Here is a 13628-nt window from a genome sequence, read left to right as displayed (position 1 = left end):
TCGACACCTCCGCCACGGAGGGCCATGTGATCCAACGGCAGAGAGTCCGGCAGAGAGTCCGACCGAGAGAGAAGGCAACGTAATGGAGTACTCGCACGAGGACGAGGAGCTGGCGAATCAGCCGGTCGGCTACTGGACATGGGCCGCGAACAAGACATTGACGGCATACGTCAGGGGACGGCTCGCGGCGATCGGGATCACACAGCCCCAGTGGTGGGTGCTGCACCAAGTCCTGCACAGCGAGAACGGTGTCACCCGAGCCGAGGTGATCCGCGCCCAGCAGGCCAATCTGGACGTCGGCGCCGGTCTGGCCCCCGACATCGACCTTCTGGTGGAGCGGATGCTGCTCGTCCTGGACGCCGACGGCCGGCTCCGGATCACCGACGAAGGCAGGGCGATGCATCAGCGCGCAGCCCAGACGCAACGGGCCAGCCGGAGACATGTGCACGCCGGTATCCCGGACGAGGAATACCTGATCACTCTGAAGGTCCTGCAGCGCATGATTCGCAATGCGGGTGGAGACGTGTCACTGGGCTGACAGTCGCCGGCGCCACTCGGTCAGCACCTTCCAAAGGAGAAGGCCTGGTGCTAGTCGTGTCAGGGCGTCACGTGGTTCAGTGCCGTACCGGTTCCGGTAATGAGCTCGTCGAGGTAGGTGTGGGCGCTTCGGGGCCGGGTGAGGGCTGCTGCTTGGCACTCCGCCGCGAGCAGTGCGTCGATCTGCTCCGCGCAGGCAGGGGCGGGCGGCGGCTTCTCCACCCCGTCTGCAGGAAGCCCGAGTGTTCGCGGCGGCCTTCCGCACGGCACTGCGGGAGGCGACCGAGCGGGTCGGGCACTGGTCCCGGGCCCTGGTGCTGACCACGCACGGTCACCATGACCATGTCGGCAACAACGACCTGGCCGACGAGCTGGGTGCTCGGTGCCGAAAGGGCGGTGACAGTGGTACACGGTCGGGTATGAGTTTTGAATTCTGGGTCCTGATCTGTGGAGCCGCCCTCTTGCTGGTGGCGGCGGCCGGGGCCGCCGTGTTCCTGGGGGTCCGGCTCTTCCGGGCCCGTCGGCTGCTGCAGCAGGCCGGGGTACCCGAGAGCAGCAAGGTGGTCTTCTGGGGAGCCCTGATCTATCTCATCTCTCCCCTCGACCTCATCCCCGACCCCGTCTACCTGGACGACATCGGCGTCCTGCTCCTGGCCCTGCGCTCGCTTCACAAGACGTCCCGCCGTCCGGTCCCCACGAAGGGGTCCGTGCCACCGTCGTGAGCGCCTCCGCCGTCGTGGGCGTGCCTCCGTCGTCAGCGTGCCGGAGGCTGTGAGCGTACGGCGCGAGGGCCTGCCGACGGACGCGGCCGGGTTGTTCGGCATTTTTTGTTCGGCACCTCCCGCCCGGCACCGAACAACCGCATCCCGCTAGACATGCCGCATCACCAGCCGCTCCGGCGGAAGGAGGATGCCCATGTCCGAGCCGTCGGCGACCCCGCCCGGCCCGACCGGACCCGAGCGGCGGCGCCGGAAACCCGGCCGCCGCCGCGCCGTTCTCATTGCCGCAGCGTGCGTCTGCGCTGCCGCGGCGACGGCCGTCGTGGTCCAGGAGGTCTCCTCGACGGACGCGAGCAACGGCAGCTCCGGCACCGTCCGCCTGCGCGAGCCGACGGAGGCCGAGAAGGACGTCCTCCACGACGCCGAGCAACGCCTGCTGCGCGACTGCATGGGTGAGCACGGCTTCGAGTACCGGACTGCAGTACGTCAACCTGTGCCCGAGGCCCGGGAGTTCCCGTACGTCGTCGACGACACCGACTGGGCACGCCGGCACGGCTACGGGAGCGACATCGAGCGCCGGCTCGAGGAGATCCGGCGGGACGACCCCAATCAGCGGTACTTCCGCAGCCTGCCCGCCGGGCGGCGGGCGGCGGCGCTCGCAGCGGCCAACGGCGAACGCCCGACCGGCCTGACGGTGAAGACGCCCGACGGCCTGCGGCTCACCCGCAGCACGCAGGGGCGCCGGGCGGAGGCCGAGCGCAGGCTGTACGGGGACCTCGGGGCGTGGTTCCAGGCCCGGTCGACCATGGACGCGCTGCGTCAGCTGCGGACCGGGCGGGTGACCGCCGACCCCGCATTCGCCGAGGCCGCCCGACCGTGGGCGCGGTGCATGCGGGCCGCCGGACACGACTACGCCGACCCCGCCGCCCTGCGCAGGGCACTGCCGCCCCCCGAGCATCCCCTGCCCAGGGAACGGGAGGTCGCGCTGGCCGTGGCCGAGGCCACCTGTGCGCGCGAGTCGGGACTGGCCGTCACGGCGCGGCGGCTGGACGGCAAGTACGACACCGAGCTGCGGCGGCGGTACCGGGCCGCTGTGAACACCGGGCTCCGGCTCCAGCTCGCCGCGCTGCCCCGCGCCCGCACGCTCATCGGCACGGGCGAGGGGCAGCACCCCTAAGGAACACGGAACACGGAACACGTCCCACGGAACACGTCCCACAGAACCCCTCACGGAACACCTGTCGAACAACCAGCAGAAGACCGGAAGGAAACACACCATGGGAAAGCTGCGCACGATCCTGACAGGTGCGGCGCTCGCCGCCCTCACCGTGACGGCCATGCCGCTCGCGGCCCACGCCGCCGGCACCGCCCCGGCACCCGTCGGCACCGGTACGTCGGCGGCCCCGCCCGCCGACGGCAAGCTCTACGCCTACGAGGGCTACAACTACACCGGTTTCTCGTGCAGTTGGACCGGAAACTCCAACAACTGGGGGCAGTGCCGCAACCAGGCCTCCTCGCTGTGGAACAACGGCTTCCCCGGCAACCTGGACGACGTCTGGGTGTACTGGGCACCGAACAGGACCGAGGCGCGCCGGGGCGTGCACAACGGTGTAGCCATCAGCAACCTGGCGACCGTCACCTTCGACGCGGGCACCGGCAAGGGCGCGGGTCAGAACCTCAATGACAACATCTCCTCGCACCAGTGGACCAACCTCTGACGGTCCGGCGACCGTCCGGCAGCCGACCGGCGCGTGGAGGTAGCCGACCGGCGCGGAGGTAGCCGATGTCGCTCGGCACCACCGGAGACACGCGTGACGCCCGGCACGGGTACGGGGGCCCGGCCGTAAGCGGCACGCGACGGCCCCGGGACAGCGGATGTCCCGGGGCACTCTGGTGCCGGTGGAGGCCTTGAGGAAACATGGCGGCGGTCGGGGAGGTGGCCGCCTGTGCCTCGTGGGGAGCGTCCACTGGACGCGGGAGACAGCCCGCTGCTGCGGTTCGCCGCCGAACTGCGCCGGCTGCGGCAGAAGGCGGGAAACCCGACTTACCGCGCCCTGAGCGAGCGCGCCCACTACTCGATCGCCACCCTGTCGAGCGCCGCGGGCGGGCGCGTCCTGCCCACCCTGGCCGTGACCCTCGCCTACGTCCGTGCCTGCGACGGCGACACACAGGAATGGGAACGCATCTGGCACACGGTGGCCGCCGAACTCGCCGCCGAGCTGGCCGCCGCGGCCCCGCCCGCCGGGGAGGGAGGCACCGTGCAGGGTGAGGAGCGCCCGCCGTACGCGGGGCTGGCACCCTTCGAGGCCGACGACGCCGACTGGTTCTTCGGCCGGGAACGTCTCGTGGACGAGCTGACGGCCCGCCTGGCCGTCCGGCGGTTCGTGGCGGTCTTCGGCGCCTCCGGCTCCGGCAAGTCCTCCGTCCTGCGGGCGGGCCTGCTGCCCCGGCTGCGCGCCGGGCAGACCACGCACACGGCCGTGCTGTTCACCCCCGGCTCCCGGCCGCTGCACGAGTGCGCGAGCCGGCTGGCCGAGCTGACCGGCACGCCCTCCGGCGAACTGGCCGGCGCCTTCGCAGCCGAACCGCTCGGCCTGCACCACGCGGTGAACCGTGCCCTGGCCCGGCAGCCGGAGGGCAGGGACATCGGGGATATCGGGGGTACCGGGGGTACCGGGGACATCAGGGACATCGTGCTGGTCGTCGATCAGTTCGAGGAGATCTTCACCCAGTGCGCGCGCCCGGAGGAACGGGCGGCCTTCATCAGCGCACTGCTGTCGGGCACCGCGGCGCCGGACAGCCGCTGCCGCGTGGTCATCGGGGTACGCGCCGACTTCTACGCCCACTGCCTCCACCACCGGGACCTGTGCGACGCCCTGGGCGGCGCACAGCTGTCCGTCGGCCCCATGAGCGCCGGCGAGCTGCGCAGCGCCATCCTGCGGCCCGCCACCCGCGCCCGGCTCAGTGTCGAAGGAGCCCTGCTCGCGGCGCTGATGACGGACGTCACGGGCCGGGCGGGCACCCTGCCGCTGCTGTCGCACGCTCTGCTGGAGACCTGGCGCCGACGGCGCGGGAACACCCTGACCCTGGGCGCCTTCCAGGCCGCCGGCGGCATCGAAGGAGCGCTCGCCCAGACGGCGGAGGAGGTCTACGCCTCCTTCGACGTACCCCAGCAGGCGGCGGCCAGGCAGATCTTCCTGCGGCTGACCGCCCTGGGCGACGGCACCGAGGACACCAAGCGCCGCCTGGTGCGCGAGGAACTCGGCTCGCTGGACCACGACCCGGCGGACGTCGCCACCGTGCTCGAACGCGCCGCCCGCGCACGGCTGGTCACCCTCGACCGGGACCGGGCGGAGATCACGCACGAAGCGCTGATCCGCTGCTGGCCCCGGCTGCGGGGCTGGCTCACCGAGGACCGCGACCACCTGCGCCTGCACCGCCGCCTGACCGAGGCCGCACAGCAGTGGCAGGCCCTCGGCGAAGACCCGGGGGCCCTGTACCGGGGCGTTCGGCTGTCCACGGCCCGCGACCTCGCCGCACCCCACGGCAGCTCGCCCATCGAGCTCACCTCGCAAGAGCGCGCATTCCTCGACGCCAGCCTGGCCGCCGAGGCCGCGGAGACGGCCCGGGCCCGGCGGGCCTCTACGCGGTTGCGCCGTTTGGCAGTGCTGCTGGCGGCCCTGCTCCTGGTGGCGGTGGCGGAGGCCGTCTACGCGGTGCGGGCCGAGGACGCGATGGCGCGTCAGCGCAACACCGCCCTGTCACGGGAGGTCGCCGACGAAGCGGTCGCGCTGCGCCACTCCCGTCCCGCACTGGCCGCCCAGCTGGCGCTGGCCGCCTACCGGCTCGTCCCCACCGAACAGGCGCGTGACGGCCTGCTGTCCACCATGACCACCTCGTTGACCGGGCACACGCAGTGGCTGAGCTCGGTGGCGCTGGCCCCGGACGCCCGCACCCTCGCCACCGGCAGCTTCGACAGGACCGTACGCCTGTGGGAGCTGCGCGACGACCGCCGTCCCCAGGCCCTGGCCACGGTGACGGGGCACACGGACACGGTGACGTCGGTGGCTTTCAGCCCGGCCGGCCGTCTGCTGGCGACGGCCGGCCGCGACCGGGCCGTACGCCTGTGGGACGTCACCGACCGCCGCCGCCCGGCACTGATCCGTACGCTCACAGGCCACCGGGACACCGTCTTCTCCGTCGTCTTCTCCCCGGACGGCCGCACGCTCGCCACCGGCAGCTACGACCACACGGTGCGGCTGTGGGACATCACCGACCCGACTGCCGGCGAAACCGGACCGACCACGCTGACGGACCACACGCTCAACGTCAAACCCGTGGCCTTCAGCCCCGACGGCCGTACGCTCGCCTCCGCCGGCGACGACCGGACCGTGCGGCTGTGGGACGTACGCGATGTCCGGCGCCCGGTCCGGCTGTCCGTTCTCACCGGTCACGAGGACTTCGTCGACACGGTCGCCTTCAGCCCCGACGGGCGCACTCTCGCCTCCGGAAGCGACGACCGCACGGTGCGGCTGTGGGACGTGTCCGCGCCACGACGGCCGGCCGTCCTGTCCGTCCTCACCGGGCACGCCGATGTGGTCACCTCGCTGTCCTTCTCCCCGGACAGCCGCACCCTGGCCTCGGCCAGCGACGACCGCACCGCCCGCCTCTGGGACGTCACGGACCCGCACCACGCAGGTCACCGGGCCACGTTCACCGGTCACGTGGGCGCGGTCAACGCCGTGCTGGTACTGCCGCAGGGGCGAGGGATCGTCACGGCCAGCGCGGACCACACGGCACAGATCTGGCAGACCGACACCCGGCACGCCATCCGCCGCGCCTGCGAGAGCGCCCGCCCGCCCATCACCCGCCCCGAATGGTCCCGCTACTTCCCGGACATCGCCTACCAGCCACCGTGCTGAGCACACAGACGGTGTCGGAGAATGCCGCCCATGTATGCCTACCGAGACGCATCGTTCACCAATGAAGGCCTCAAGCAGTGGCACGCCGAACCGGTTCGCCCCCGTCGGCAGCTGGTGCTGCGGTTCCTCGCCACGGTGGTCGTACTGCCCCTGTGGTGGCTGCTGCTTCTGGCCGCCTTCGTCGTGGCCTTCGTCATCGCCCTCTTCGCGGAGATCCTTACGGTGATCCCGGCCTTCGAACGCGGTGCCGAGCGCGTGATGGATGCCGTCTTGAGCAAAATCGTGGTCTGGCCCCGCTGGGCCGTGACCTGGCCGGAGCTGCGGCACGAGGGCGACTCGAACTTCTACCGCGCACGGGTCGACGCCTGTCTCGACACCAGGACGAAGCGGGCCTCGGCTGCTCGGGACGAGAAGAACGCGATACCGCCTGTCGAGTGCGAGGTGCCCCTGCGCAAGTACCGTGGCGTGGGTGGCGGGTACGTGATCGAGGCGGCGCGGCTCCGCGGGTGGCAGGTCATGCCGTCGGACCCGAAGGACGAGATCCGCCTGCGGTGGTCATCGGCGTCGTAGCCGGGGGCGACCGTGCGGCAATTGCGACCATGCGATCGTTGTGGCAGCCGCGCCGCGCCGCTCGCGGAGGCGCACCACAGGGAGGGCTGCTCGGGGAGGGCCGCTTTGCAGCCCTCCCCGAGCAGCCGCCCTGGTCAGTGCCGCAGAGCGTTCCTCGCGTGCTCTCCGGCCAGTTTCGCGTCCGCCTTGGCCTGCTCCGCCTTGCCCCGGGCCCGCTTGGCGTCGTTGCCTGTGGCGGAGCCTGCGGTCTCCTCGGCCTTGCCCTTGATCTTCTGGGCGGCGTGCTTCGCCTTCTTCTCGGCACTCATCGATGCCTCCAAGATGCGCTCGGCGTTCGGACACTTCGCGCCTTCCTCGTGCGGGCGCGGGTAAACGCGCTCTCGCCGGGACCTGCTCCGGATGGCTCAGTGGTGCGGGCGGGAGGGGGGTGATCCCGCCGCCGGCGGGTATGCCTGGGGATTTTACGGGCATGAGGTGCGGTCATGAAGAAAAGGAACGGAACGCAGGCGGTTCGGCGGGGCCGGACGGTGCGCGTGGTGTGCGCGGTGGCGGTCACGGCGGCGATGGCGAGCGCGTGCGGTGACGACGGCGACGGGGGAGGGGGCGGCGGCGCGGCGACCACCGTGTCGGCGGCTCCTCCGTCCTCGCCGACCGCCTCTCCCTCCGGTACGCAGACGTCGCCCTCCCCGGGCGGTACGGCGGGGATGACGAACGACCAGGCCGAGCGCAAGGCGCTGGTACCCGCGGCGAAGGTCGGGTACGACCAGGCGGCCAAGTCGGCGACCGACAAGGTGCCCGGCAGCAAGCTCGTGGACATCGACCTCAAACGCTCGGCCGGGGGCGCCCCCGAATGGCACGTGAAGGTCGCCGTTGCCGACGGCACGGAGAGCGACGTCGTCGTCGACGCGGTCTCGGGCGGGTTGACCTCGTCCAGCCCCGAGGCGGATCAGGATGCCGAGGACAAGCGGGAGACGGCCGACCGGCTGAACAAGGCCAAGGTCTCCTGGCAGGACGCCGCCTCGACCGCGCTGGGCCGGAAGAAGGGCACGATCACGTCCCTCGGCCTGGACGACATGGACGACGGCAGCCTGGTCTGGTCGGTGGACGTCGTGACGACGGACGACTGGAACAAGACGACGTACGACGTGGACGCGGTCGACGGCAGCGTCAAGCGTGAGCACGTCGACCGCGACTGAGCCGGTAACGGTCACCGGGGCAGGGGCGGGACACCGACCGGAATCCCGTCGGTGTCCCGCGAGCGGCTCCAGGAGCCCGGCTGCCGGAGGCCCGCCTCTCCGGCAGCCGTGCCGCAGGCCCGTCAGTTGCTCACGTAGACGTCCTCGACGTAGCGGTCCTCGGCGACCGCGGTTCGCCACCACTCCTCCGCCGCGGCGGCATCGCCGCCCGTGTGCCGTGCGTGGAGCTGCTGGAAGGCGTCCCGCACACCGGGGGCCATCCGGCCGCCGTCGCCGCAGACGTACACCTTCGCGCCGGCCTGCAGCAGCCGCCACACCTCCGCGCCCTCCGCTGCGAGCCGGTGCTGGACGAACAGCCGCCCCTCCTCGGGCGCCTTGGAGAAGACGGGGCGCATGGAGACCGCTCCGGCCTCTTCGGCGGCCTCCAGTTCGGCGCGGTGGAGGTAGTCCACGTCCGGGTGGTCGCAGCCGAAGTAGCACAGTGCGGGCGCGAGCGGCACGCCCTGGCGGGCCAGGTCCAGGCGGTCGGCGATGGCACCCCGGAAGGGGGCCAGGCCCGTGCCGGCGGCGACCATGATGACGGGGGTCTGCGCGTCGTGGCGGATGCGGAAGGCGTCCCGGCACGGCTGGACGCGTGCGTACACCGTGTCGCCGCTCCGCACACGGTGCAGGTACGACGAGCCGGTGCCTTCGAAGGTGCCGCTGCCGGAGCGTGCGGGGGCGCGGAGCTGCGAGACCATCAGATCCGCGTGACCCGGGCCGGTGGCGGGGGAGGAGGAGATGGAGTAGTGGCGGGTACGCATCGGGGGCAGCAGGTCGAGCAGCAGCGGCCAGCCCATTCGGCCGCGCAGCGCCGGGTATTGCTCGGCGAGGTCGACCAGCCGGTGGCGGAGGGCTCGGGGGGTTGACTGCTGCTCGGGGCCCGTGGCCAGCTGCCGCAGGGCCGCCTGCTCGGGCGGGCAGGGATTGAGGTCGGCGAGCCGGGCGACCTGCTCGGCGGTGAGGGGTTGCTGCAGTTCCACATGGTGGGTGAGCAGCTCGCGGACGGTGACCGGTCGGTCCAGGTGCAGGCCGGAACGGCTGGAACGAGCGGAACTGCCGGAACTGCCGGAACTGCCGGAACGGCCGGTTTGCCGGGCGCGGATGCCGAGCACCGCGTCGGGGGCGAGGCCGAGAGCGGTGATGGCACGTTCGACCAGGGCGGGGTCGTTCTCGGGCAGGACGGTCAAGTGATCGGCGGTGCGGTAGGCGACGCCCTCGGGCAGCGCGAGGCGCACGAATCTCTTGGAGCGGCCGAGGGGGTGGGCCAGGTCGGCGAGGTCCCCCGTCGCGGTCACGGTCATCGGGACCAGGCCGTGGCGGGAGGCCAGCGCGTCGAGGGGATCACCGGTGATCTCGGTGACGTCGTAGTCGTAGTCGTGGACGTGCCCGGTGGGGGCCTCGTGGGAATCCTCGCGTCCTGCCACGGCGTCCGGGTCTCCGTACGCCGTGAGCAGGGCGCGGCGCAGTGCGCCGGTGAAGCGTGCGAACGACCCGGCGAGGTCGCCCGAGGCATCGGCGGCGTGCCGTTCCACGAGCCTGGCTGCCCCCAGTCCGGCCAGGCGGTCGTCGATGGCGGTGGGCACGTGCTGGTAGGTGGCCGCCCAGTTGCGGTCGCCGACGCCCAGAACGGCGTAGTGCACGGCGTCCGCGGCTCCGGGTTCCGCGCCGGCCAGCCAGGAGGTGAAGGCCTTGGCGTCGTCGGTCGGCTGCCCGTTGTAGGAGGCGGCCACGATGACGAGGGGAGCGCCTGCGGGCAGGGCTCCCGCGATCTTGTCGAGGGGTACGGCCTCCGTGGCGAAGCCGAGGTCGCCGAACGTGCCGGCGAGGTCCTCGGCGAACTCGCGGCAGGTGCCGAAGTTGGAGCCGTACGCGACGGTCAGGGCGGTGCCCGCCGCGACCCTGGCGGGCAGGGCGGCGCCGGCCTCCGGCTGCTCTTCGCCCCGGTCCGTGCGCGCGGTGCCGCCGACGAGCCCACCGAGGGCTTCGCGGACCCGGTCCCGGTCTTCGGCGGTGCGGTGCGCCAGCGCCAGGGTGAAGCTGTCGGGCTTGAGGGTGAGGGTCTCCTTGACGTCGAGGGTGTAGCCGGTGTGGTCGAGGAAGCGGTAGCGGTGGACGAGCAGGGCCAGCAGCATGGTGGCCTCGTGCATGGCGAACTGCCGCCCGATGCAGGCGCGTTCCCCGGTGCCGAAGGGCTTGTACGCGTTCGCGGGACGGGCTGCCTCGGCGGCGGGTGCGAAGCGGTCCGGGTCGAACTCCTCGACGTTGTCGCCCCACACCGGATCGCGGTGCAGCATCGGGGTGAGCACGGTCAGCCGCCGGCCGGCCGGGACCGGGTACCTGCCGCCGATGACGGTGTCGGCCACGGGCGCGCGCTCGAAGGCCGCGGCGGTCGGCCACAGTCGCAGCGTCTCGCTGAGCACTTGCCGTACGTAGCGCAGCCGGCCGACGTCCTCGAACGCGGGCTGCGGATCCGCGTCGTCGCCCCACAGGGCGTCGACCTCCGCCTGTGCCAGGCGCAGGGCGACCGGGTTCTTCATCAAGTGGTAGAGGGCGAACGAGAGGGTGCCCGACGTGGTCTCGTGGCCCGCGATCAGGAAGGTGATGACCTGGTTGCGGACGTTGGCCTCGTCGAGGGGTTCGCCGTCGCCGGGGTGACGTGAGTTCAGCATCAGCCCCAGCAGGTCGTCGGCGGCGCCGCTCTCCCCGGCGGTCCGCCGTCCGGCTATCACCTCGTCGACGACCTGCGCGAGAAAGGCGGTGTCCGCGCGGAAGGCCCGGTCCTCCTCCGTGGTGTCCTGGCCCGGGGTCCTCCCCAGAGCGGCCTGGCTGTGGCTCAGGGCCCGTACGAGGGCCTGTACGAAGGGGTGGGGTTCGGTGCGGGCGAAGGACTGGAAGTCGTAGCCGAAGCCCGCGAGGCCGATGGTGTCGAGCGTCATCCGCGTCATGTCCGCCGACACGTCCACAGGTTCGCCCTGGGCGAGGTGCGTGTCCCAGGCGGTGATCATCCGCCGCGCGGCTTCGAGCATGACGGGGTGGTAGGTGCGCATCGAGCCCATGGCGAAGGCGGGCAACAGGATGTCGTGGGCCTTGGCCCAGTTGGGCTCGTCGTTGTAGGCGGTGAACAGGCCGTCGGCGGCGACCTCGCGGACGTTCTCCAGCGCGGGGCCGATGACCTTGGCGAACCGTGTCTCGTCCGAGAGCTCGTCGACGAGTTCGTACGAGGAGATCAGTACCGTCTCGCGGCTGTGGAACCGGCGCCGGAAGGCGGGGCCGAACTCGCGGGCGAAGGCCATGGCCTGTTGGACGGGCCTGTCGGTCAGGCCCGTATCCGACACGTCGACGACGGGCAGGTCACGCATGGGCTCCATGGGCTCTCTCCTCTGGCGGGTGATAGTCCGGCCTCCGGTGGGCGATGGTCCCGACCGGTGCGTCCACGATTCCGCCGCACGCGGGCCGGCCGGCCGCCGGAACTACGACTTCTTGTAGCGTCTTGGTCGTGTCGCGGCGTGTGTGCTGCGGCTCGACTGTGCTAAGCGGCACGCCTGTCTGTGGCCTGTGGCCTGTGGCCCGTGGCCCGTGGCCTGTGTGGTTCGCGGTCCGTGGTCCGTGCTGCGTGCTCCGTGGTCCGGAGGGGGCGGAGGACGGGCGGGCAGGGAACTGACAGCAGAGGAGCACGTGACCGTGTACGACCCGGAGTCGGATCCGGCGGTGTGGCGCACCCGCTTCCTCAACCTGCTCGACCGCACGCCGGTCCCGACCGCGGTCAGCACCGCCGACGGCGTGATCACCGGCGCAAACCCTGCCCTGGCGGCACTGTGGAACCTCACCCCGGGCCGCCTGACGGGCCGCCACCTGCTCGACCTGTTCACCCCTGCCGACCCCCGCAGGCTGATCAAGTTCGAGAGCGCCATGCGCGGGGGACGGCGTTCGCGCTACCCCTTCCGCGTCCGCTGGACCGCTGCCGGATCGTCCTACGAGGGGGAGCTGACCGTCGAGCCGGTGAGTGACCCGGCGGGCGAGCCCCCGCCCCTGCTGGCCATCCTCCGTGCGGACGAGCCGGGCCCCGCCGCGGACGGCCGGGAAGAGGCCGCCGACCCGGTCGCGCTCACCGCACTGGAGTCCCGCATCCTCGCCCTGGTCGCCGAGGGGCGCACCACGGCCGTGGTCGCCCGCACGGTCGGGCTCAGCGGCGACGGAGTCAACTACCACCTCGCCCGTCTGTGCCGCCGCCTGGACGCCTCCAACCGCACCGCTCTGGTGGCCCGCGCCTACGTGCTCGGCCTGCTCTCCCCGACCGCCTGGCCGCCCGCGGCGGACTGAACGGCAGCACGGTCCTGCGCCGGCGACAGCGGCGGGCACCCCGTATCCGCGCGCTCGCAGCGGGTGACATTCGGGGGCGGCGCGTGTGAGGCCGCCCATGAGGCCCGGATCACTTACGAATTCCGATAGTGAACAGTCGCGGGGAAATACGGGGAAAGGGCGGATTAATCGCGGGCCGCCAATGAAGGAGCGTAGTAGGTCACAGACCTTGTCAGGCGTTTTCGCCGCCGCTAACAATTGCGGAGTCGCTGGGCGCCGTCGACCGAGAAACGGCGCTTCGTTATTTGCGCCGCTTCAGGGCCGGGCGACACCCCGCGATTGGAAGGTTCAGCTCAGTTATGCGCTCCACCGTCTCCGCTTATACCCGCCTGCCGAAGATCCACAAGTTCTCCGTCGCCGGTATTGCCGCGACCGGTGCCGCCGTCATCGCGGTGGCCGTCGCCCCCGGCGCCTTCGCCGCAGACACGGACACCGCCGCCATCGCGGTGAAGCCGACGGCCTGGAGCGCCGACGCCTTCGGCGAGACCGGCCAGGACGAGCTGGACCAGCGCACCCGTGCCGCTGCCACGGACGCCAAGGCCGACGCCGCCGGTGCCGTCGTCAAGGCTCAGGCGGACAAGGAGCGCGCCGAGAAGCAGGCCGCGAACCGTTCGACCGAGCGCAAGCCGGTCGAGGCCAAGCCTGCCGCCCCGGCTGCCCCGGCCAAGCCCGCCGCCCCGGCGAAGAAGGCTTACGCCGACAACCTCGAGGGCTGGATCAGCGAGTCGCTGGACATTCTGCGGGCGAAGGGCATTCCGGCTTCGTACGACGGCATCAAGCGCAACATCATGCGCGAGTCGACCGGTAACCCGCGTGCGATCAACGACTGGGACGTCAACGCTGTGAACGGCGTCCCCTCCAAGGGCCTGCTCCAGGTGATCGACCCGACCTTCAAGGCGTACCACGTCGAGGGCACGTCCTGGGACATCTACGACCCGGTCGCCAACATCACCGCCGCGTGCAACTACGCCGCCGACAAGTACGGCTCGATGGACAACGTCAACTCCGCCTACTGACCGGCTGACGACTGTCGCAGTTGAACACCGTCAACACCGCGAAGGGCGGTGGCACCCCGCAACGGGGCGCCACCGCCCTTCGCTGCTGTGCACCGCCGTCGGAGGGCGGCGCCCCGAGCCCCGGCCTGGAGCGCCCGGGGCCGAGCGTCCAAGCCGAGTACCCGGGCTCAGCACCCGGGGGCGAGCGCCAGGCCTCGACACGAGCCGCATAGATGTCTAAAGATCATCTCGCCGTTCTGTCATGCTTTCCTCAAGGAGCGCCGTGTC

12 protein-coding genes are annotated in these 13628 nt (G+C 71.7%); 9 read left to right on the top strand and 3 right to left on the bottom strand.

The genetic code is table 11. The features are described from left to right. Nucleotides 1–82: 82 nt before the first annotated feature. On the top strand, nt 83–538 hold the full coding sequence (locus ACFPP6_RS09095; protein WP_382038915.1) for a MarR family winged helix-turn-helix transcriptional regulator: 456 nt from the start codon (nt 83–85) through the stop codon (nt 536–538). Between the two features lie 59 nt (nt 539–597). Here the strand turns inward: ACFPP6_RS09095 and ACFPP6_RS09090 are convergent, their stop codons facing one another. After that, nucleotides 598–759 carry a hypothetical protein gene (locus ACFPP6_RS09090; protein WP_382038913.1) on the bottom strand — a complete coding sequence of 54 codons (162 nt, stop codon included), beginning with the start codon at nt 757–759 and terminating at the stop codon, nt 598–600. Nucleotides 760–956: 197 nt separating this feature from the next. Between ACFPP6_RS09090 and ACFPP6_RS09085 the strand changes: the two genes are divergently transcribed. The 5 genes from ACFPP6_RS09085 to ACFPP6_RS09065 all read left to right on the top strand — a co-directional run bounded on the left by ACFPP6_RS09085 (nt 957) and on the right by ACFPP6_RS09065 (nt 6748). Beyond that, nucleotides 957–1259 (top strand): YkvA family protein, encoded by a 303-nt coding sequence (locus ACFPP6_RS09085; RefSeq protein WP_382038911.1) that lies wholly within the window; start codon nt 957–959, stop codon nt 1257–1259. A gap of 193 nt (nt 1260–1452) precedes the next feature. Continuing rightward, nucleotides 1453–2433: an FUSC family protein gene (locus ACFPP6_RS09080; protein ID WP_382038909.1), complete on the top strand. Its 981-nt coding sequence runs from the start codon at nt 1453–1455 to the stop codon at nt 2431–2433. 100 nt (nt 2434–2533) lie between these two features. Further along, the gene (locus tag ACFPP6_RS09075) at nt 2534–2974 is read left to right on the top strand and encodes a peptidase inhibitor family I36 protein (protein ID WP_382038907.1); all 441 of its coding nucleotides are present in this window, start codon (nt 2534–2536) and stop codon (nt 2972–2974) included. 228 nt (nt 2975–3202) lie between these two features. After that, the gene (locus ACFPP6_RS09070) at nt 3203–6178 is read left to right on the top strand and encodes an nSTAND1 domain-containing NTPase (RefSeq protein WP_382038906.1); all 2976 of its coding nucleotides are present in this window, start codon (nt 3203–3205) and stop codon (nt 6176–6178) included. A 30-nt stretch (nt 6179–6208) separates the two neighbouring features. Then, on the top strand, nt 6209–6748 hold the full coding sequence (locus ACFPP6_RS09065; protein WP_382038904.1) for a hypothetical protein: 540 nt from the start codon (nt 6209–6211) through the stop codon (nt 6746–6748). 134 nt (nt 6749–6882) lie between these two features. On the opposite strand, the gene ACFPP6_RS09060 is transcribed toward ACFPP6_RS09065, so the two are convergent. After that, entirely contained in the window at nt 6883–7056 is a 174-nt protein-coding gene (locus ACFPP6_RS09060) for a CsbD family protein (RefSeq protein ID WP_382038902.1), read from the bottom strand. 174 nt (nt 7057–7230) lie between these two features. On the opposite strand from ACFPP6_RS09060, the gene ACFPP6_RS09055 reads away from it, so the two are divergent. Next, nucleotides 7231–7944 (top strand): PepSY domain-containing protein, encoded by a 714-nt coding sequence (locus ACFPP6_RS09055; protein ID WP_382038900.1) that lies wholly within the window; start codon nt 7231–7233, stop codon nt 7942–7944. Nucleotides 7945–8066: 122 nt separating this feature from the next. Here ACFPP6_RS09055 and ACFPP6_RS09050 read toward each other — a convergent pair whose 3' ends face one another. After that, complete coding sequence (locus ACFPP6_RS09050; protein ID WP_382038899.1) at nt 8067–11354, bottom strand: cytochrome P450; 3288 nt, start codon at nt 11352–11354, stop codon at nt 8067–8069. A 307-nt stretch (nt 11355–11661) separates the two neighbouring features. Here ACFPP6_RS09050 and ACFPP6_RS09045 point away from each other — a divergent pair, with 307 nt between their 5' ends. Further along, on the top strand, nt 11662–12306 hold the full coding sequence (locus tag ACFPP6_RS09045; RefSeq protein ID WP_382038897.1) for a PAS domain-containing protein: 645 nt from the start codon (nt 11662–11664) through the stop codon (nt 12304–12306). A gap of 338 nt (nt 12307–12644) precedes the next feature. After that, nucleotides 12645–13361, top strand: a complete 717-nt coding sequence (locus ACFPP6_RS09040; RefSeq protein ID WP_382038895.1) for a transglycosylase SLT domain-containing protein — start codon at nt 12645–12647, stop codon at nt 13359–13361. Nucleotides 13362–13628: the final 267 nt, after the last annotated feature.

Origin of the sequence: Streptomyces aureoversilis (assembly GCF_042657885.1) — a bacterium.
GTDB classification, from domain to species: Bacteria; Actinomycetota; Actinomycetes; order Streptomycetales; family Streptomycetaceae; genus Streptomyces; species Streptomyces aureoversilis.
Note: the sequence above shows the minus strand (reverse complement) of the source record. Positions and strands in the feature narration are given on the sequence as shown.

Bases quoted from the DNA above. Each gene is read 5' to 3' on its own strand.
- ACFPP6_RS09095 (WP_382038915.1), top strand. From the start codon at position 83: ATGGAGTACTCGCACGAGGACGAGGAGCTGGCGAATCAGCCGGTCGGC.
- ACFPP6_RS09085 (WP_382038911.1), top strand. From the start codon at position 957: ATGAGTTTTGAATTCTGGGTCCTGATCTGTGGAGCCGCCCTCTTGCTG.
- ACFPP6_RS09080 (WP_382038909.1), top strand. From the start codon at position 1,453: ATGTCCGAGCCGTCGGCGACCCCGCCCGGCCCGACCGGACCCGAGCGG.
- ACFPP6_RS09075 (WP_382038907.1), top strand. From the start codon at position 2,534: ATGGGAAAGCTGCGCACGATCCTGACAGGTGCGGCGCTCGCCGCCCTC.
- ACFPP6_RS09065 (WP_382038904.1), top strand. From the start codon at position 6,209: ATGTATGCCTACCGAGACGCATCGTTCACCAATGAAGGCCTCAAGCAG.
- ACFPP6_RS09060 (WP_382038902.1), bottom strand. From the start codon at position 7,056: ATGAGTGCCGAGAAGAAGGCGAAGCACGCCGCCCAGAAGATCAAGGGC.
- ACFPP6_RS09055 (WP_382038900.1), top strand. From the start codon at position 7,231: ATGAAGAAAAGGAACGGAACGCAGGCGGTTCGGCGGGGCCGGACGGTG.
- ACFPP6_RS09050 (WP_382038899.1), bottom strand. From the start codon at position 11,354: ATGGAGCCCATGCGTGACCTGCCCGTCGTCGACGTGTCGGATACGGGC.
- ACFPP6_RS09040 (WP_382038895.1), top strand. From the start codon at position 12,645: ATGCGCTCCACCGTCTCCGCTTATACCCGCCTGCCGAAGATCCACAAG.